The 20,175-nt window shown below is 64.8% G+C and carries 16 protein-coding genes; 9 read left to right on the forward strand and 7 right to left on the reverse strand.

Translation table 11 applies throughout. The features are described from left to right. Positions 1–31 precede the first annotated feature (31 nt). Together GK109_RS16050 and GK109_RS16055 are read right to left on the reverse strand one after the other, a co-directional pair. A complete protein-coding gene (locus GK109_RS16050; RefSeq protein ID WP_157241626.1) occupies positions 32–244 on the reverse strand; it encodes a Flp family type IVb pilin in 213 nt (70 codons plus the stop codon). A 277-nt stretch (positions 245–521) separates the two neighbouring features. Next, positions 522–1,157 (reverse strand): prepilin peptidase, encoded by a 636-nt coding sequence (locus GK109_RS16055; RefSeq protein ID WP_370460639.1) that lies wholly within the window; start codon positions 1,155–1,157, stop codon positions 522–524. 325 nt (positions 1,158–1,482) lie between these two features. Between GK109_RS16055 and rplM the strand changes: the two genes are divergently transcribed. Beyond that, entirely contained in the window at positions 1,483–1,926 is a 444-nt protein-coding gene (gene rplM, locus GK109_RS16060; RefSeq protein ID WP_015937805.1) for a 50S ribosomal protein L13, read from the forward strand. A 38-nt stretch (positions 1,927–1,964) separates the two neighbouring features. Beyond that, positions 1,965–2,471 carry a 30S ribosomal protein S9 gene (gene rpsI / locus GK109_RS16065; RefSeq protein ID WP_050684362.1) on the forward strand — a complete coding sequence of 169 codons (507 nt, stop codon included), beginning with the start codon at positions 1,965–1,967 and terminating at the stop codon, positions 2,469–2,471. A gap of 51 nt (positions 2,472–2,522) precedes the next feature. Here rpsI and GK109_RS16070 read toward each other — a convergent pair whose 3' ends face one another. Next, entirely contained in the window at positions 2,523–4,313 is a 1,791-nt protein-coding gene (locus tag GK109_RS16070; RefSeq protein WP_157241629.1) for a glycosyltransferase family 39 protein, read from the reverse strand. A 146-nt stretch (positions 4,314–4,459) separates the two neighbouring features. Next, entirely contained in the window at positions 4,460–5,689 is a 1,230-nt protein-coding gene (locus GK109_RS16075) for a bifunctional glycosyltransferase family 2/GtrA family protein (protein WP_157241630.1), read from the reverse strand. A 194-nt stretch (positions 5,690–5,883) separates the two neighbouring features. On the opposite strand from GK109_RS16075, the gene glmM reads away from it, so the two are divergent. After that, complete coding sequence (glmM, locus tag GK109_RS16080) at positions 5,884–7,245, forward strand: phosphoglucosamine mutase (RefSeq protein ID WP_370460640.1); 1,362 nt, start codon at positions 5,884–5,886, stop codon at positions 7,243–7,245. 66 nt (positions 7,246–7,311) lie between these two features. Here glmM and mscL read toward each other — a convergent pair whose 3' ends face one another. Genes mscL through coaA form a run of 3 tightly spaced genes read right to left on the reverse strand, consistent with a single transcriptional unit; the run spans position 7,312 to position 9,626 of the window. Then, the gene (gene mscL / locus GK109_RS16085; RefSeq protein ID WP_157241631.1) at positions 7,312–7,716 is read right to left on the reverse strand and encodes a large conductance mechanosensitive channel protein MscL; all 405 of its coding nucleotides are present in this window, start codon (positions 7,714–7,716) and stop codon (positions 7,312–7,314) included. 24 nt (positions 7,717–7,740) lie between these two features. Further along, positions 7,741–8,625 (reverse strand): D-alanyl-D-alanine carboxypeptidase family protein, encoded by an 885-nt coding sequence (locus GK109_RS16090; RefSeq protein ID WP_370460641.1) that lies wholly within the window; start codon positions 8,623–8,625, stop codon positions 7,741–7,743. A gap of 5 nt (positions 8,626–8,630) precedes the next feature. After that, on the reverse strand, positions 8,631–9,626 hold the full coding sequence (gene coaA / locus GK109_RS16095) for a type I pantothenate kinase (protein WP_157241632.1): 996 nt from the start codon (positions 9,624–9,626) through the stop codon (positions 8,631–8,633). 116 nt (positions 9,627–9,742) lie between these two features. Between coaA and glmS the strand changes: the two genes are divergently transcribed. The 6 genes from glmS to treZ all read left to right on the forward strand — a co-directional run bounded on the left by glmS (position 9,743) and on the right by treZ (position 20,131). Beyond that, the gene (gene glmS, locus GK109_RS16100; protein ID WP_157241633.1) at positions 9,743–11,629 is read left to right on the forward strand and encodes a glutamine--fructose-6-phosphate transaminase (isomerizing); all 1,887 of its coding nucleotides are present in this window, start codon (positions 9,743–9,745) and stop codon (positions 11,627–11,629) included. Positions 11,630–11,745: 116 nt separating this feature from the next. Next, positions 11,746–12,093, forward strand: coding sequence for a holo-ACP synthase (locus GK109_RS16105; RefSeq protein WP_157241634.1), 348 nt, complete (start codon positions 11,746–11,748; stop codon positions 12,091–12,093). Positions 12,094–12,122: 29 nt separating this feature from the next. Then, on the forward strand, positions 12,123–13,718 hold the full coding sequence (locus GK109_RS16110) for an NAD(P)H-hydrate dehydratase (protein ID WP_157241635.1): 1,596 nt from the start codon (positions 12,123–12,125) through the stop codon (positions 13,716–13,718). A gap of 67 nt (positions 13,719–13,785) precedes the next feature. Continuing rightward, positions 13,786–16,041 carry a glycogen debranching protein GlgX gene (gene glgX / locus GK109_RS16115; RefSeq protein ID WP_157241636.1) on the forward strand — a complete coding sequence of 752 codons (2,256 nt, stop codon included), beginning with the start codon at positions 13,786–13,788 and terminating at the stop codon, positions 16,039–16,041. Next, the gene (treY, locus tag GK109_RS16120; RefSeq protein ID WP_157241637.1) at positions 16,038–18,365 is read left to right on the forward strand and encodes a malto-oligosyltrehalose synthase; all 2,328 of its coding nucleotides are present in this window, start codon (positions 16,038–16,040) and stop codon (positions 18,363–18,365) included. The genes glgX and treY overlap by 4 nt, the downstream gene beginning before the upstream one ends. Continuing rightward, entirely contained in the window at positions 18,362–20,131 is a 1,770-nt protein-coding gene (treZ, locus tag GK109_RS16125; protein WP_157241638.1) for a malto-oligosyltrehalose trehalohydrolase, read from the forward strand. The genes treY and treZ overlap by 4 nt, the downstream gene beginning before the upstream one ends. Positions 20,132–20,175 lie beyond the last annotated feature (44 nt).

The raw sequence follows: 20,175 nt of genomic DNA on the forward strand, positions 1-20,175 counted from the left end.
CGGCACAAGACCTGTTGAACTGCCCTACGTACTAGGGTCCGGTGGTCCAGCCGTCAACTTCCACGCCGAGGTCGGAGAACCAGTTGCTGAGAGCGGTTCCGAAGAGTGCTGCGCCGACGATGATGGCGAAGGCGACGAAGGCGATAAGCAACGAGTACTCGGTTGCTGTTGCGCCCTTTTCGGAGGAGAACCGATCCTTGATGCCGGCGATAAAAGCAGTCATCGAGACCATAAGTGAAGTCATTGTATTTTCCTTTAATTCGGTGAAATGGAGTGATTTGATTTCAACGAATTTCCAGCTGCCCCCGTAATTCTTTAGCGGCTGGACTTCGCTAAGAAAAGATTGTCATTGCGAGGGAGGGGCAACAATGCGTAGTTGTACTCGACTTTTTTCGCACGGCCAAAATGGTCGTACTCAGAACGTGGGACCAGTACTCAGGTGCGCCAGGATTTTCCAGACTCGACTACTTGGATGGTCGCGATCAGGCGGAACGCCAGTGGACAGTTTGGCCTGAACGAGACTAGAGGGTGAGAAGTGAGGCTGCTGCGGCGGCGATGAGCATCGAAGGGCCATGCGCCACTTCCGCCCCGCTAATCCGCCGGTTTCTGGTGACGGCGACAACCGCCACCAGCCCGTTGATAATGAAGCCGAGGAGGCCCCCGTAGAGAAGCTGAGTCCAGCCTAAGTACCCGAGGTAGAGGCCGATGGGCGCAGCGAGCTTAACATCTCCCATTCCGATGCCCGCCGGCGAAATTAAGGCCAGAATCAGGTAGGCAGCGAACAAAATTGCGCAGCCTGCAAGTGCTCGTCCTAGATCGGCAGCCTGTTTATTGAAGAACGCGGGCAGCAGTAGCAGCAAGAGGCCGCCAACAAGAAGTGTTAGGACAAGTGGGTTGGGCAGCAGGTGCCGGGAGATATCAATTCGCCCCAACTGCGTGCCCATAACGGCCAGGAATAGAAAAGCAGGCAAGCTAAAGGTAATTCCCAAGCGAAGGGAAAAGGCCGCGCACGCTGCGAAGGTAATTGCCGCCGTCGTAATTTGGACAGGGATGCTGGGGCGGGTTCCGGCCCTGGGCAGGAAGCGGGCGATGGCAACCTCCGCGGCAGGGGAGAGGATGCCGCCAAGGACGCCGGCTCCGACGACGAAAAGCCACACAGCAGACCCATCGTTGACCCAAGAATGCACTGTGTCCCCCTGCGAACGTCGATCCGGCTCGGCACGCACCAGCGTCCGGCTACCCCATTTTGACCCTGAACCCCTTAACGCGCTAATCTTGGTAGTCGTTGTGCGTGTCCTATTCCGATGGTGCGTGCCCGCTTGAGAATCCGGTTGCAGGATGACTACTCAACGTGCACATTCGGAAGCGAAGGATGACTGGTTACATAGAGCCCTCACCTCTGTTCCGGTAGCGCGCAGATAGTAGGTGCACGAGCTAGTGACACCTAAACAAGAACGCCAGAACAAGAACGAGGCAAACACCGTGCGTACGTACACCCCGAAGCCCGGCGATATCAACCGCCAGTGGCACGTCATTGACGCCACAGACGTTGTCCTTGGTCGTCTCGCGAGCCAGACCGCAATCCTGCTGCGCGGCAAGCACAAGGCCACCTTTGCGTCCCACATGGACATGGGCGACTTCGTCATCATCATCAACGCTGAGAAGGTCGCCCTGACCGGCGCCAAGCTGGAGCAGAAGCGCGCATACCGCCACTCCGGCTACCCGGGCGGCCTGACCTCCGTCAACTACGCGGAACTCCTGGAGTCCAACCCGGTCCGCGCCGTGGAGAAGGCCATCAAGGGCATGCTCCCCAAGAACTCCCTCGCTGCCCAGCAGCTCGGCAAGCTGAAGGTGTACCGCGGTGCTGAGCACCCGCACGCCGCCCAGCAGCCCAAGACTTTCGAAATCACCCAGGTCGCCCAGTAGTCCTGGCCACCAAACAACTTATCTATACAAGGAGAATCGTGGCTCAGAACGAAGAGACCACCGAAGCCGTTGAGGCTGAGGAAACCCTGACCAGCTACACCTCTGAAAGCTCAGCAGCTGACGCTGCTGCGCCGAAGAAGGAGCGCCCGGCACTGACCGTCGCCGGCGCAGCTGTTGGCCGCCGCAAGGAAGCTGTTGCACGCGTTCGCGTTGTCCCCGGCTCCGGCAAGTGGACCATCAACGGACGTGCGCTGGACAACTACTTCCCGAACAAGCTGCACCAGCAGGACGTCAACGAGCCCTTCAAGATCCTTGATCTCGAAGGCGCCTACGACGTCATCGCCCGCATCCACGGCGGCGGCATCTCCGGCCAGGCCGGCGCCCTGCGCCTCGGCATCGCCCGGTCCCTGAACGAGATCGACGTCGAGAACAACCGCGCCACCCTGAAGAAGGCCGGTTACCTCTCCCGTGACGCCCGCGTCATCGAGCGTAAGAAGGCCGGTCTCAAGAAGGCCCGCAAGGCCCAGCAGTACTCCAAGCGCTAAATCCGCTTGTACAGAAGCCCGTCCCGCCTTTGGCGGGGCGGGTTTTCTGGTTTACGGTCTCTGACCTGATAGGTCGTACACGGTTTCAGAGCCGATCGTGGTCTTGGCATAGCTCTGACGAATCCACTGAACGATGGCGTCTGTCTCGTTGCCCAACTTATGCATTTGCAGGAGTTCCGGCTGATCAATGAAGTAGCCGACACGACCCTGCGTTACAAGATCCTTGAACTCGTCCAAGGTGGGGACAGGGTCGAGTCCTAGCCATCCACCGAGCGCTGCCACAGGTCTTTCAGATTCCAGCTGGTACAGAGCTGCGTTTTGGGCAGTCACGGTCATAGCCGCCCAAGTCTCCGTATGTCTCTGGACTCGTAGAAGTTGTACAACTTCCTGGCTTGGCGGAGACCCGAAGGCTAATTGGAGACTACGGACGTCTGCGCCTTGGCGAGCGGCCTCGAACCTCTTGGATAGTGAGCCATCAAATGCCGAAGGCGGACCCGACAGGGGATTGGTTCCGCCTTGCGGTGTGTTGACCGTGTAGAGGTTGGTCATGACGGGCCCCATTAGCAGGGACATGGCAACGGGCAGGAGGATTGCCATCGTAGGGTTTCTTTGCGGCATCAACCACAACAGACTGGCCAATACGCACGCCGCGGGGAGCAGCAGATGCCATCCCGGGGGCCACTCATGGCTGTAGTCAAGGATCTTGTGTGCAAGATAGCCTGTTGCCGCGATGACAACAGATCCGATAACGCGAGTGACGGGCCTGTTGCGGCCCTTCCAGAGCTGGTGAAGGCCAAGGGACATCACAACCGCCATTGGGGCGGCAAAAGAGAATGTGTAGTAGGAGTGAACCATTGTGCCGGCTAGCGAGAGGACTCCCACGACCGTGATGAGCCATGTCGAAGCGATGAGTGCGACTGGTGAGTAGCGCTGTTGAACTGAAGGGTCCCGCAGCACCAGCAGGACCAGCGCGCAGGCAAGAGACGGAAACAACAACCATGCAGCTTCTGGCGCGAAATCGGCGTTGAAAAGTCGTGAGAACCCAGCGATAAATGTGCTTAAAAGAGACTGTGGTTCACTTGGTACGGCCACTCCATCGTGATTCGTGAATTGCGCGAAGCGTGCAATGCCGTTGTAGCCCGTAGTCAACTGCAGCGCGCTGTTGTTGGCGGAACTGCCAACATAGGGGCGTTGTGATGCTGGAATGAGTTCCACGAGCGCCACCCACCATCCTGCTGTGACTAGAAACATGGCACAGGCCCCCACGAGCCGAATTATCCGTATGCCGAGTGGGCTCGTTCCAAGAAACAAGACGGCGAGGATCAGACTCGGTACGACCAGGAGTGCTTGTATCTGTTTGGCCATGAATGCAAACCCGAGGGCTGCGCCGCTCAGCAAGAACCACCGCCAGCGGTCCTCCGAAGTAGCCCTGACTGCGAAGTAGACCGCCGCGACAACGAGTAGTCCCATCAGGGGCTCAGGATTGTTGAATCGGGACATGAGCACGACGACTGGGGTGGTCGCGTAGACTGCGGCTCCAAGGAGGGCCACGTGCGATGTTGAAGTTGTGCGAATGGTCTTGTAAACGAGCCAGGTGGCAATTACGCCCATCACGGCTTGGGGGAGCAAAATGCTCCACGGACTCAGCCCGAAGAGCCGGACTGATAAACCCATGATCCAGACGCTTAGAGGCGTCTTATCGATAGTCACCAGGTTGCCGGCATCAGCTGAGCCGTAGAACCATGCGATCCAGTTGGTGGCGCCCGATTGGGCGGCCGCCGAGTAATAAGGGTTTGCCCAGCCATTCTGATCGAGACGCCACGTATAGAGGAGAGCGGTCATGCTCAGCAAGACCGCCAGTGAAGTCGGCTCTGCAAACCTGGAATTACGAAATGCGTTGATAGTCGCTAATGGTCCGGCAAGCGGCATTGCCCGCAAGACTAGCTCGTCGTTGGGCCCGGGAACAGTCGCCGGCCTAGCAGGCGTAATCAAACGGGCCTCGCTGACGATACGGCTGTTAATCCGTGAGCAGCGCTACGACGTCCTCGGAATACCCACAAACGCAGCAGAACGAACCTCATGAAAGTGGCGAAGATATTAGCCGCCGTCAGGGTCAGCAGTTCCAGATTCGGTGCTGCATCTGGGTTTACGGCGTGCAGAACCAGCAGGGATGACGACGTGATTGTCCAGGCCAGCAGGAACACCATCAAACCCTGGAACTGCTGGGTGAACAGCTTCGCCGGTCCGCTGATGCCGAACGTGAACCGGCGGTTGGCCGCCGTGTTGCCCACGGCTGTCAAAAGCAGGGACAAGAAGTTTGCTTCCTGCGCCCCGAAGGGACCCTGCAGAACCAGGTAAAGCAACGCGAAGGCCAAGGTTGACACCGCGCCGACCATGCCGAACCGCAGCACCTGGCCGAAGAAGCTAGGCCGGCCCTCCGGAACAATGGGACGGCGCCCCAGCTCGGCGTATATCGCTTGAACAGGAATGACGCCTTTCACCAGGGAGCCTGCCACGCGCACCATGCCCCGCAGGTCGTCCAGGGCGGTCTGCTTGATATCCACCCGGCTGTCGGGGTCGTCCACCCAGTCAACAGGGATTTCGTGAATCCGGAGACCAGAACGCTCCGCAATTATCAGGAGCTCGGTGTCGAAGAACCAGCCGTTGTCCTCCACATGCGGCAGGAGGCGCTTGGCTACGTCAGCACGAATGGCCTTGAATCCACACTGCGCATCCGAAAAGCGCACCTGCATTGTCCGGCGCAGCAGAAGATTGTAGGACCTGGATATGAATTCACGCTTGGGCCCCCGGCTTACCCGGGAGCTTTGCCCCAGCCGGGTACCAATGGAAATGTCCGAATGCCCCGACAGCAAGGGAGCAACCAAAGGGGGCAAGGCCGCAAGATCGGTGGACAAGTCCACGTCCAGGTACGCTAAGACCTTTGCTTCAGATGCGCCCCACGCATCCCTGAGGGCGTAGCCGCGTCCCTTGACTTCAAGGCGTCGGTATTCAACGTTCGGCATGTGCTCGCTGAGCCGAGCGGCAATCACCGGAGTTCGATCGGTGCTTGCATTATCGGCGATGGTGATTTTCCACGTCGACGGCATTTCGTGCGTCAGATATTCGGCGAGCCTCGTGATGCTGCTTTCGAGTACCGCTTCTTCGTTGAAGACCGGTACAACAATTTCGAGCGCCAAGCCCCCATAGCTAGGTGTCATGCATGGATCGTAGGGGCGACGAAATGGCCGTGGCGAGGCTTTTGGGCAAAGACAGGTACCGGCCAAATAAACCAAGTAGTCCCAGTAATTGGCCCTGATGGCACTTAGGTACTTGGCCTCCCGCTAACAAGTAGAAACGTCACGCGCGTCCGTCCAGCGCGCCCCGGCCCGAACCCATCCTCTAGACTTGACCGGTGTCTAGATTATTTGGAACTGATGGTGTCCGGGGACTGGCGAACGGCCTGTTGACTGCTGAGCTGGCGCTGCAGCTGGCCCAGGCGGCCGCCGTCGTGCTCGGCCACGACCGCAACTCCAACGGGACGCGGCCGCGCGCCGTGGTGGCGCGTGACCCGCGGGCCAGCGGCGAGTTCATCGCCGCTGCCGTGGAAGCCGGGCTCTCAAGCTCAGGCGTGGACGTCTACGACGCCGGCGTCCTCCCCACGCCCGCGGCGGCCTACCTGGTAGCTGACCTGGACGCCGATTTCGGCGTGATGATCTCCGCCTCCCACAACCCCGCACCGGACAACGGCATCAAGTTCTTCGCCCGCGGCGGCCAGAAACTGCCGGACGACGTTGAGAATGCCATCGAGGCGCAGATGTCCAAGGAAGCGGTGCGGCCCACCGGCGCTGATGTGGGCCGGATCCAGCGCTTCTCCGACGCCGAGGACCGCTACATCGTCCACCTCCTGCGCACGCTGCCGCACAACCTCGAGGGCATCAAGGTGGTCCTGGACTGCGCGCACGGCGCCGCCAGCGGCTGCTCACCCCAGGTCTTCAAGGACGCCGGCGCGGACGTCGTCGTCATCGGTGCCGAGCCCGACGGCCACAACATCAACGACGGCGTCGGCTCCACGCATCTTGGCCCGCTCAAGGAAGCGGTGGTCAAGTACCAGGCCGACCTTGGCATCGCCCACGACGGCGACGCCGACCGCTGCCTCGCGGTGGACCACGAGGGCAACGAGGTGGACGGCGACCAGATCATGGCCATCCTCGCAGTTGCCCTGAAAAAGTCCGGCAAGCTCAAGGACGACGTCCTGGTGGCCACGGTCATGAGCAACCTCGGCCTGAAGATCGCGCTCCGCAACGCGGGCATCAGCATCCGCGAAACAGCCGTGGGGGACCGTTACGTCCTGGAGGAAATGCGCGACGGCGGCTTCAACCTGGGCGGGGAACAGTCCGGGCACGTAATCTTTGCCGACCACGCAACCACGGGCGACGGCGTCCTGACCGGCCTGCAGTTGGCTGCCCAGATCGCCCTGACGGGAAAGCCGCTCAAGGAACTGGCCACCGTGATGACCAAGCTTCCCCAGGTGCTCATCAACGTCAAGGGCGTTGACCGCACACGGGTGGGCAGCAACGAAGTCCTGGCCCAGGCCGTGGCGGCGGCAGAGGCCGCCCTCGGCGATACTGGCCGCGTCCTGCTCCGCCCCTCCGGCACCGAGCCCGTAGTGCGCGTGATGGTGGAGGCAGCTGACGAAGATACAGCCCAGTCCATCGCCGAACACCTGGCCCAGGTGGTGCGCACCGAGCTCGCCCTGGAACTGGTCAGCGAGTAACAAACCGACATAACAAGAAGTGGCCCGTTTCCAAAAGGAAACGGGCCACTTTCGTCTGGAATGTGGCTACGAAGAGCGGGTTTTGAGGGCGTCCCGGATTTCGGTAAGCAACGCGATCTGTGGGTCTTCCGCGGACTCCTTTTTAACGTCCTGGCCGATCCCCAGCCTGCGGTTGCGGCGTTCCACCATGAGGTTCATGGGCATCACCACCACGAAGTAGATGGCGGCCGAGATCAACAGGAAATTGACGATCGCCGTCAGCAGGACGCCAAACTCGATGGCGTTCCCGTTGAAGTCAATCTTGGCGAAGCTGTCAAAGTTGGGTGAACCGGTCAGCCCGGCGATGAACGGCATGAGCACTTTGTTCACCAAAGCAGTCACCACCGCGCCGAAGGCGGTGCCGATAACCACGGCGACGGCAAGGTCAACGACGTTGCCCTTCATGATGAAGTTCTTGAATCCAGTCAGCATAGGAACCAAACTAGCGCAGTTGCCTTATGGGTAGCCCGGCGCCGCCTCCACGCCGAAGTACTCCTCGAGCGTGAAAATCCCGCGCGCAACCATGTCCGTGGCCGCCTCCACGCCGATATACCGCAGGTGCCACGGCTCGTAGTAGTACCCCGTGACGGGGTGGAACATCCACGGGTACCGCACCACGAAGCCGAACCGGTGCCCGTTCGCCTTGGCCCACACGGCGGCGGGCTGGTCGGCAAAGCACGGCTGGAAACTGCACGCGCCCCCGCCGTCGACGATGTCGAACGCCCAGCCCGTCTGGTGTTCCGAGTAGCCAGGGCGCGCACTGGCCGTGTCCGCGTCGGCCTGCCCCCGCGCAGCGACGTAGTTGTTGTAGGTCCCCACCTGCGTGCCGTACGAGCGGTACCCGCTGGCCAGGACCATCGCCACGCCGTCCCGCCCGGCAGCGGCGAACATCGCCTCCGCAGCCGCCGCCGTCGTGCTGTTCAGCAGCGCAGCTTCGCCGGACGCGGTCATTGCGACGGCGGGCGGCACCAAATCAGCCGGGACGTAGTCGGCCGGGACCAGGGGGCGGTGCTTGTTGACCACCAGCCAGGGACTCGCGGGGTCTGTGAGCGAGAACTGCCGCGGCAGGGCTGCGGAGGGCGACGGCGCGGGGGACGGGGCGGCAGGTGCGGCAACCTCGGTGGGGGGCGCCGCCGTCGTGCTTTCCGGGGCGGGCGCGGGTGCACTGCCCGTGGAGGAGGTGGGGGAGGCGGACGACGGCGCCACCGCCGCGGGTGCCTCCGGCGTGCACGCTGCCAGAACAATCAGTCCGGCGCCGGCTGCGAGGAAGCGGGTGAAGCTGCGCCGGCTGGGTGCCTCAGCCGGGGGGACAGCCGCACCGGGGGAGCAGTCGTGGCACACCTGTGTTAAACCTTCCGGAGCAGCATACGGCGGATCGAGTGGTCCGCCTCCTTCGTCAGCACCAGCTGGGCACGGCCCCGGGTGGGAAGGACGTTTTCCTCCAGGTTGGGTTCGTTGATGCGCTTCCAGATCTCCCGCGCGGTGACCTCGGCTTCTTCGTCGGACAACGTGGCGTAGCGGTGGAAGTACGATTCCGGCTGGGCAAACGCCGTGCTCCGCAGCTTGCGGAACCGGTCCACATACCATTCCTCGATGTAGGAAGTCTTGGCATCCACGTAGATGGAGAAGTCGAAGAAGTCGCTCAAGGCCAGGCCCTGCCGGCCGTCGTGCCTCGGCCGCGCCGGGGCCAGCACGTTCAGCCCTTCAACAATCAGGACATCGGGCCGGCGCACCACCACTTCCTTGTCCGGAACGATGTCGTACGTCACGTGGGAATACCACGGGGCGCGCACTTCCTCCGCGCCGCTCTTGATCTCACTCACAAAACGCAGCAGGGCCCGCCGGTCGTACGACTCCGGGAAGCCTTTGCGCTCCAGCAGCTGCCGCCGCTTGAGTTCGGCCAGCGGATAAAGGAAGCCGTCCGTCGTAATGAGTTCCACGTTGGGGGTACCGGGCCAGCGCCGCAGCATCTCCCGGAGCACGCGCGCAATGGTCGACTTGCCCACCGCCACGGACCCCGCCACGCCGATCACAAACGGCGTGCGCTGGGTGTGCTCGCCCAGGAACGTGGTGGTGGCGGCGTGCAGCTGCCCGGCAGCCTCGACGTAGAGGTGCAGGAGCCGCGACAGGGGAAGGTAGACCTCGCGGATCTCCTTCATGTCCAAAGGATCCCCGAGGCCGCGGAGACGGACGATGTCCTCTTGGTTAAGAGGCTGTTCCATCTCATCTGCGAGCCGGGACCAGGTCTGCCGGTCCAGCTCGACGAACGGGGAGACACCCTCTCCGTTCGCCTCGTTGCGTTGCAAAGTCACGTTAGTGATTCTGCCCCTCGCCCGGCACATAGCGAAATGGAGGCGGATTTGAGCGCGGCGGCAGCGGCTGGGAGTGCCACGCACAACCGCCCGGGCAGAGTGTCCCGGTTTAGAGGTAGGGCACCCCTGCCGATAGTCTTGAGCCTATGTGTGGAATCGTGGGTTATGTGGGCCGTTCTGGTAACGGCGGAAGTCACAGTGCGTTGGATGTTGTCCTTGAGGGGCTGCGCCGCCTGGAGTACCGGGGCTACGACTCCGCGGGGGTGGCTGTGGTGTCCAAGGGCGTGATCGAGTCCCGGAAGAAGTCCGGGAAGCTGAGCAACCTGATTGCTGAGCTGGAGGCGCGTCCGCTGCCGGAGACGATGACCGGGATCGGCCACACCCGCTGGGCCACGCACGGCGGGCCGACGGACCGGAATGCGCACCCGCACCTGGCTGATGAGGGCAGGCTTGCCGTGATCCACAACGGCATCATCGAAAACTTTGCCGAGCTCAAGCAGGAGCTGCTGGACAAGGGCGTCACGTTCCTGTCCGAGACGGACACCGAGGTGGCTGCGGCGCTGCTGGGCGACATTTTCCGGAACAAGCTCGGCGGGGACGCGTCCGACGGCGGCCTGACCCGCGCCATGGAGCTCGCCTGCCAGCGCCTTGAGGGTGCGTTCACGCTCCTCGCGGTCCACGCCGACCAGCCCGACGTCGTGGTGGCCGCCCGCCGCAACTCGCCCCTGGTGGTGGGCCTGGGTGAGGGGGAGAACTTCCTCGGCTCGGACGTGTCCGGGTTCATCGACTACACCCGCCGGGCGGTGGAGCTGGGCCAGGACCAGATCGTCACCATCACCGCGGACACGGTGGAGATCACCGACTTCTACGGCAACCCGGCCGCGGGCAAGGAATACCACGTGGACTGGGACCCGGCGTCCGCCGAAAAGGGCGGGTTCAGCTCGTTCATGGAGAAGGAAATCCATGACCAGCCGGACGCCGTGGCGCAGACCCTGCTGGGCCGCTCGGACATCAACCACAAGCTGACCCTGGATGAGCTGCGGATCGACCCGGCGCTGCTGAAGCAGGTCAACAAGATCATCGTGTTGGCCTGCGGCACCGCGGCGTACGCGGGCATGGTGGCGAAGTACGCGATCGAGAACTGGTGCCGGATCCCCACCGAGGTGGAGCTCGCGCACGAGTTCCGCTACCGGGACCCGATCCTGGATGCGAACACCCTGGTGGTGTCCATCAGCCAGTCCGGGGAAACCATGGATACCCTGATGGCCGTCCGCTACGCCCGGGAACAGGGCGCCAAGACCATCTCGATCTGCAACACCAACGGTTCCACCATCCCGCGCGAGTCCGACGCCGTGCTCTACACGCACGCCGGCCCGGAGATCGCGGTGGCCTCCACCAAGGCGTTCCTGGCCCAGATCACCGCCGCGTACCTGCTGGGCCTGTACCTGGCGCAGCTGCGCGGGAACATCTTCTCCGGCCAGATCAAGGACGTCCTCGCGGACCTGAACAAGATCCCGGCGAAGATCCAGAAGATCCTGGACAACGCCGGCCCGCTCCGCGAGCTGGCCCGGAGCATGGCCAACGAGAAGTCGGTGCTGTTCCTGGGCCGCCACGTGGGCTACCCGGTGGCCCTGGAGGGTGCGCTGAAGCTGAAGGAAATCGCGTACATCCACGCCGAGGGCTTCGCCGCAGGTGAGCTCAAGCACGGCCCGATCGCCCTGATCGATGAAGGCCAGCCGGTGTTCGTGGTGGTCCCGTCCCCGCGCGGCCGTGATTCCCTGCACGCCAAGGTGGTCTCCAACATCCAGGAAGTCCGCGCCCGCGGCGCCCGCACCCTGGTCATCGCCGAGGAAGGCGACGAAGCGGTCAAGGCCTACGCCGAGCACGTTTTCTACGTCCCGGAAACCCCGACGCTGCTGATGCCGCTGCTGACCACCGTCCCGCTGCAGATCTTCGCCGCGGAACTGGCCCAGGCAAAGGGCTACGACGTGGACCAGCCCCGCAACCTCGCCAAGAGCGTCACCGTCGAGTAACTGGACCTGATTTAGAGCTGAAGCCCCGGGCACAGAGCCCGGGGCTTCAGCTTTTAAGCATGTGCTCCGGCCCGGCATAGGCGGCAGCCCGGGGGCGTCACCGTAGAATAAGCCGCATGATTGTTGGCATTGGCGTAGACGTTGTAGACATCGAGCGGTTCGGCCGCCAGCTTGAGCGCACCCCCGGCCTCCGGGACCGGCTGTTCGTTCCGGCTGAGCGGGAGCTGAACACCCGGTCCCTCGCCGCGCGGTTTGCCGCGAAGGAGGCTGTGGCCAAGGTCCTGGGCGCGCCGGCCGGCATGAACTGGCAGGACTGCTGGATCGGCCTGGACCACAACGGGCCCACCGTCCAGGTGAAGGGCACCGTGCTGGCCGTGGCAGAGGCGAAGGGCGTCAAGCGCTGGCACCTCTCCATGAGCCACGACGGCGGCATCGCCACTGCGACGGTCCTGGCCGAAGGCTGAGCGGCTCCGGCCGTCACGGGACTGACACGTTGATCAGCGCCTACACCGGCACCCAGGTCCGGCAGGCCGAGGAACCGCTCCTCGCCTCCGGCCTGGGGGACGCCCTCATGCAGCGCGCCGCCCACGGCCTGGCCAACGCGGTCTTCGCCGAGCTCAAAACCCGCGGCCGCCGCGTTTACGGTGCCAGCGTCGCAGTGCTGGCCGGCAAGGGCAACAACGGCGGGGACGGGCTGTACGCGGCCTCGTTCCTTGCGGCCCGGGGCGTGCGGACGACGGCGGTCCTCACCGGGGATTCCGCCCACGCACTGGCGTTGGCTGCCTTTGAGCGCGCCGGCGGCCGGGTCCGCCGCCTCTCCGAAGCGGCACCCGGGAAACTTGCGGCAGAAACGGCCTGCGCCGACGTCGTGATCGATGCCGTGCTGGGCACAGGTGCGCAAGGCGGGCTGCGGGGAAGTGCTGCCGGCCTCGTGGCCGCCCTCGCCGAGCTCAGGGCTGACGGCGCCGGAAAGAACTTTGTTGTGGCCTGCGACCTTCCCAGCGGCGTGGACGCCGACACCGGGGAAGTGTCCCGGCCTGTGCTGCCCGCTGACCTGACCGTCACGTTCGGCGGCGCCAAGGCGGGCCTGCTGGCCGACCCGGGCGCCGACTTTGCCGGCAGGGTGGAGGTAGTGCCGATCGGCATCGAGGAACACCTGCCCGAACCGTTGCTGCGCCGGCTCGAAGAAGTGGACATGGCCAGGATCCTCCCGCGCCCTGCCCGCCGGGCCCACAAGTATTCGCGCGGGGTGCTGGGCGTGGTGGCGGGGTCCGCTGATTATCCGGGCGCCGCCGTCCTGGCCTGCCGGGGTGCGCTCGCCGCCGGGGTGGGGATGGTCCGTTACCTCGGTCCGCCCGAAGTCGCTGACCTGGTGCGGCAGTCCTGCCCCGAAGTGGTTTGCAGTACCGGCACGGTTGCGGAGAACCGCGTCCAGGCCTGGCTGGTGGGCTCGGGCATGGGTCCCGGGGACCATGACCAGCTCCAGCGCGCCCGCGATGCCGTGGACTCCGGGCTCCCTGTCGTGGCAGATGCCGGGGCCCTGCCCGCCCTTCCCGATGTTCTGGCCCCGCAGGTTGTCCTCACCCCGCATGCCGGCGAGCTCGCCGCGCTCCTGCGGCGCCTTGGCCGGGGGGAGGACAGGGAAGCCGTGGAAGCCGGAACCCTGGCCGCCGTCCGCCACGCTTCGCAGCTGACCGGGGCCACAGTGCTCCTCAAGGGCGCAACCACCCTGGTGGCCGCACCCTCCGGCAGCGTGTACAGCCAGGCTGACGGCACACCCTGGCTCGCCACCGCCGGCAGCGGCGACGTCCTGGCCGGCGTCATCGGCGCGCTGCTCGCCCAGGCCGGTTCCGACGTCGGACGCTTCCGTAAGGTGGGCGCTGACGGGGACGCGCGGTGGGCCGCTATTGCCGCGCTGGGAGCCGCCCTGCACGGGAAAGCCGGCACGTCGGCGTCGGACGCGTGCTCCGGTGGTCCGATCGCTGCTGGCGGAATTGCCGACGCCTTACCCGAGGTGTGGGGTAAAGTCAGCAAGCTTAGTAACTCTGGGGCCGGGAAATGTAATAGTCACAGCCAGCCGTTACGGTAGGCATTAGTTCGCACCGGCAGTAGGGGCGCTCCTGCTCCTCTGCTGCCGAATCACAAAGAGGAGCATTATGGAAGTCTGGCCTGGATCGGCTTATCCCCTGGGTGCCACGTTCAACGGAACCGGCACCAACTTTGCCCTGTTCAGCGAACGAGCAGAAAAAGTCGAACTTTGCCTCTTCGATGAGGACGGCAAGGAAACCCGCATCACCCTGGACGAGGTGGACGGATACGTCTGGCACTGCTACATCCCGCAGGTCCAGCCGGGCCAGAAGTACGGCTACCGCGTCCACGGACCCTACGACCCCGCGTCGGGCAACCGCTTCAACCCCAACAAGCTCCTGTTGGACCCCTATGCCAAGGCCGTGCACGGCCAGGTGGACTGGGATCCGTCCCTGTTCACCTACAACCTGGGCGAGCCGGACTCCATCAACAACGAGGACTCCGCCAGCCACATGATGATGGGCGTGGTCATCAACCCCTTCTTCGACTGGGACGGCGACCAGAACCTCCGGATTCCCTACCACCAGTCCGTCATCTACGAAGCCCACGTCAAGGGCCTCACCCAGCTCCACCCGGAAATCCCCGAGGAACAGCGCGGAACCTACGCCGGTGTGGCGCACCCCGCCGTCATCTCCCACCTGCAGAAGCTCGGCGTCACCGCCATCGAGCTGATGCCCGTGCACCAGTTCGTCAATGAAGGCACCCTGCAGGACAAGGGCCTGAACAATTACTGGGGCTACAACACCATCGGCTTCTTTGCGCCGCAGAACACCTACAGCTCCACCGGCGACACCGGCCAGCAGGTCCAGGACTTCAAGGCCATGGTGCGGTCCCTGCACAAGGCCGGCATCGAGGTCATCCTGGACGTCGTCTACAACCACACCGCGGAAGGCAACCACCTGGGCCCCACGCTGTCCTTCAAGGGCATCGACAACGCCGCCTACTACCGCTTGATGGAGGGCGACGAAAAGCACTACATGGACTACACCGGCACCGGCAACTCCCTCAACGTCCGCCAGCCGCACTCCCTGCAGCTGCTGATGGACTCACTGCGCTACTGGGTCAGCGAGATGCACGTGGACGGCTTCCGCTTCGACCTCGCCTCCACCCTGGCCCGCGAGTTCTACGATGTTGACAAGCTGTCCACCTTCTTCGAACTCATCCAGCAGGACCCGGTCGTCTCCCAGGTGAAGCTCATCGCCGAGCCCTGGGACGTTGGCCCCGGCGGCTACCAGGTGGGCAACTTCCCGCCGCAGTGGACTGAATGGAACGGCAAATACCGCGACACCGTGCGGGACTTCTGGCGCGGCGAGCCCGCCACGCTCGGCGAATTCGCCTCCCGCATCACCGGGTCCGCGGACCTGTACGAGCACTCCGGCCGCCGGCCGGTGGCCTCCATCAACTTCGTCACCGCGCATGACGGCTTCACGCTCGCGGACCTGGTGTCCTACAACGAGAAGCACAACGAGGCCAACGGCGAAGGCAACAACGACGGCGAATCCCACAACCGGTCCTGGAACTGTGGCGTCGAAGGTCCCACCGATGACCCCGAAGTCCTTGGCCTGCGCGCCCGGCAGCAACGGAACTTCATTGCCTCGCTGCTGCTTTCCCAGGGAGTCCCCATGCTCCTGCACGGTGACGAAATGGGGCGCACCCAGCAAGGCAACAACAACGGCTACTGCCAGGACTCCGAGCTGACCTGGGTCAACTGGGACACCGTCGACCAGCCGCTGATCGAGTTCACGGCAGCGGTCAACGCGCTGCGGGCCAAGCACCCCACCTTCCGCCGCAGCCGGTTCTTCGACGGACGGCCCGTGCTGCGGGGCGAAGGAGAACGGCTGCCGGACATCGTTTGGCTGGATCCGTCGGGCGAGACCATGAAGCCGGAAGCGTGGGACAGCGGATTCGGGCGGTCCGTGGGCGTCTTCCTGAACGGCCATGGCATCCAGGGCAAGGACAGCCGCGGCCGGAGGATCACCGACGTGAACTTCCTGCTGTACTTCAATGCCCACGATGACACCGTCAAGTTCACCCTGCCTGCGGACGAATACGCACCGGCCTGGGACGTCATCATCGACACTGCCGGGCAGAACGCGGACACCCAGCCGGTCAACGCCGGGGAGCCGCTGCCCGTGGAAGCAAAGTCCCTGGTGGTCCTGCGCGCGCACCAAGTCGAGGAAGTTGAGCCTGACCACTCCGTGGCCGCATCCCTGGCGGCCCTGACGCAGACCTCCACCAGCGAAACCGAGTCGCTCACCACGCCCATGGTGGCCGAACCCGGGAAGACCACCAAGGTCGGCTCGCGGAAGTCTTCCAAAAAATGAGGGTGCCCGCATCCACCTACCGCCTGCAGATCCGGAGCAGCTTCACACTGTTTGATGCTGCCGAAAAGGTGCCGTACCTGAAGTCGCTCGGGGTGGACTGGGTGTATCTTTCACCCATCCTGACGGCGGAGCAGGGCTCGGACCACGGCTATGACGTGACCGATCCCTCCGCCGTGGACCCGGCGCGGGGCGGCCCCGAGGGGCTGGCGGCGCTGTCCAAGGCCGCGCGCGAACACGGCATGGGCGTTTTGGTGGACATTGTGCCCAACCATGTGGGCGTGGCGACGCCGGCCCAGAACCCATGGTGGTGGTCTTTGCTGAAGGAAGGGCAGGGCTCACCGTACGCCGACGCGTTCGATGTCGAGTGGGAGCTTGCCGGCGGGAAGATCCGGCTGCCCATGCTGGGCTCTGACGGGGACCTGGACAAGCTGGAGATCAAGGACGGCGAACTCCGGTACTACGACCACCGCTTCCCGCTCGCCGAGGGCACGTACTCCGACGGCGATTCACCGCAGGAGGTGCACAGCCGCCAGCACTACGAGCTGATGGACTGGCGCCGCGCGGACGCGGAGCTCAACTACCGGCGCTTCTTCGCGGTTACCACGCTCGCGGGGATCCGGGTGGAAACTCCGCGCGTGTTCGAGGAAGCCCATGCCGAGGTGGGCCGGTGGTTCCGTGAGGGCCTGGTGGACGGCCTGCGGGTGGACCACCCTGACGGGCTGGCAGATCCGGTGGGGTACCTGCGCTGGCTGAAGGACCTCAGCGGCGGCGCCTATGTGCTGGTGGAGAAAATCCTCGAACCGGGCGAGGACCTGCCCAGCGAGTTCGCGTGTGAAGGAACCACCGGGTACGACGCCCTGGCGGACGTGGACCGGGTGTTCGTGGACCCGGCCGGAGAACAGGCGCTGGACGCCCTGGACGCGAAGCTCCGGAACTCCGATATTCCCGCGGATTATGCCGGGATGATCCGGGGCACCAAGCGGATGATCGCGGACGGCATCCTGCGTTCCGAGGTGCTGCGGCTGGCCCGGCTGGTTCCCGAGTCCCACGGGCTTACGGTGGACCAGGCAGCCGACGCCATCGCCGAGATCATTGCCGCGTTCCCGGTGTACCGGACCTACCTGCCCACCGGCGCTGAGATCCTCAAAGAGGCGTGCGAGTCCGCCGCTGCCTCGCGGCCCGAGCTGGAGGTTGCCGTGGGAACGCTGCTGCCGCTGCTCCTTGATCCCGCGAACCCCATCGCGGTCCGGTTCCAGCAGACCTCCGGCATGGTGATGGCCAAGGGCGTGGAGGACACCGCGTTCTACCGCTACACCCGTCTGGGCACGCTGACGGAGGTGGGGGCCGAACCGACCGAATTCTCCGTGCCGGTTGAGGAGTTCCACCACAGGATGCTCCGCCGCCAGCAGGAGCTGCCGCTGTCGATGACCACCATGTCCACCCATGACACCAAGCGCAGCGAGGACGCCAGGGCACGGATCTCGGTCATCGCTGAACTTCCCCGGGAGTGGGCGGACACCTTGGACACGCTGCGCGAACTTGCCCCGATCCCGGACGGCCCGTACGAGAACCTGCTCTGGCAGGCGGTCGTCGGAGCGTGGCCCGCCAGCCGGGAACGGCTCCAGGGCTACGCGGAAAAGGCCGCCCGGGAAGCCGGCAACTCCACCACCTGGACGGACCCGGACGGGGACTTCGAGTCCTCAGTCAAGGCAGCCGTGGACGCAATGTTCGACGACGCCCGGGTCGCCAGGGTGGTGGAGGATTTCGTGGCACGGATCGACTCCTACGCCGCGTCCAACTCCGTGTCCGCCAAGCTGGTCCAACTGACCATGCCGGGCGTTCCGGACGTGTACCAGGGCAGCGAGTTCTGGGAACGGTCCCTGACCGACCCCGACAACCGGCGGCCCGTGGACTTCGCCCGCCGGCAGGAGGAGCTGGCAAAGCTCGACGCCGGCACCTTGCCTGAGGCGGGCACCGAAACCAGCAAGCTCCTGGCCACCTCCCGGGCACTCCGGCTCCGCCGCGACCGGCCCGAACTGTTCCAGGGCTACCACCCTGTGACGGCCACAGGTTCCGCGGCAGCGCACCTGCTCGCCTTCCACCGCGGGAGTGACGGTGCCGCGGGCGCCCTGACGCTGGCCACCCGGCTGCCCGCCGGACTGGCGGCCAACGGCGGCTGGCAGGACACCGCCGTCGAACTTTCCGTGACCATGCGGGACGCGCTGACCGGCGCCGGCCACGGGCCGGGCGCCGTTTCGGTGGCAGACGTGCTGGGTACCTACCCTGTGGCTTTGCTGGTACCAGTGGATGGAGAACAGGCATGACCCTCGTGAATGTTGGGCCGGACCGTTTCGATGTCTGGGCCCCGGAGGCCAGGTCGGTAACCCTGCTCGCGGACGGCCGGCAGTACCCCATGGTGAAGAAGGAGACGGCGCCCGGCTCGGACGGCTGGTGGGCCGCTCCGGACGCACCGGGCGAGGGCGAGGTGGACTACGGGTACCTGCTGGACGGGGACGGCCACCCGCTGCCGGATCCGCGGTCGCGGCGGCTGCCTGCCGGAGTGCATGAGCTCTCCAGGACCTTCGACCCCGCCGCCCATGCCTGGCAGGACGGCGGCTGGGAGGGCAAGGAACTGCAGGGCTCGGTCATCTACGAACTCCACGTGGGGACCTTCACGCCCGAGGGAACCCTGGAGGCCGCCGCCGCAAAGCTGGGCTATCTGGCGGACCTCGGCGTAGACTTCGTCGAACTGCTGCCGGTCAACGGCTTCAACGGAACCCACAACTGGGGCTACGACGGCGTCCAGTGGTACGCGGTCCACGAAGGCTACGGCGGCCCGGCGGCCTACCAGCGGTTCGTGGACGCGGCCCATGCTGCCGGCATTGGCGTCATCCAGGACGTTGTCTACAACCACCTCGGCCCCAGCGGGAACTACCTGTCCAGGTTCGGGCCCTACCTGAAGCAGGGCGACGCCAACACGTGGGGCGACTCGGTGAACCTGGACGGCCCCGGCTCGGACGTGGTGCGCGAGTACATCCTGGACAACCTGGCGCTGTGGCTCCGCGACTACCACGTGGACGGGCTCCGGCTGGATGCGGTGCACGCGCTGCGCGATGAGCGGGCCGTGCACATCCTGGAAGAGTTCGGTGCGCTGGGCGACGCCGTCTCGGCCGAAACGGGGCTGCCGAAGACCCTGATTGCGGAATCGGACCTGAACAACCCCCGCCTGCTGTATCCCCGGGACGCCAACGGGTACGGGCTGGCCGGGCAGTGGAGCGACGACTTCCACCACGCGGTGCACGTGAGCGTCAGCGGCGAGACCACCGGGTACTACGAGGACTTCCAGTCGCTGGGGGTCCTGGCGAAGGTACTCAAGGACGGCTTCCTGCACGACGGCAGCTACTCCAGCTTCCGCGGCCGGCACCACGGCCGGCCCATCAATGCTTCGCTGGTGCACCCGGCGGCATTGGTGGTGTGCAGCCAGAACCACGACCAGATCGGCAACCGCGCCACGGGGGACAGGCTCTCGCAGTCGCTGTCCCATGGGCAGCTGGCCGTGGCCGCCGTACTCACGCTGACCTCGCCGTTCACGCCCATGCTGTTCATGGGCGAGGAGTTCGCCGCGAGCACGCCCTGGCAGTTCTTCACCTCCCACCCTGAGCCTGAACTCGGCAAGGCCACTGCGGAAGGCCGGATCAAGGAGTTCGAGCGCATGGGGTGGGATCCCGCCGTCGTGCCCGATCCCCAGGACCCGGAGACCTTCCGCCGGTCCAAGCTGAACTGGGACGAGGCCGCCAGGGGTGACCACGCGCGGCTCCTCGAGCTTTACCGCTCCCTGACGGCATTGCGCCGGGAGCACGCGGAACTTGCCGGCCTTGGCTTCACCGAGACGGACGTGACGTTCGACGACGACGCGGGCTGGCTGCGATTCCGGCGGGGGAGCATTGAGGTGCTGCTGAACCTGTCGGACGCCAAGGTCCGGCTGGAAAATGTGCCCGGTGCCGTCCTGCTGGCAACGGACGAGGGGACCGGCCTTGACGGCGAAGCCCTCGCCCTGGCGCCCTGGAGCGCGGCCATTGTGAAGTCCTGATCCCTGGTCAGGCAACGTTTGCGCCGCGGGCTGGAGCTGTCAGC

Source organism: Pseudarthrobacter sp. GA104 (genome assembly GCF_009741265.1).
GTDB lineage: Bacteria > Actinomycetota > Actinomycetes > Actinomycetales > Micrococcaceae > Arthrobacter.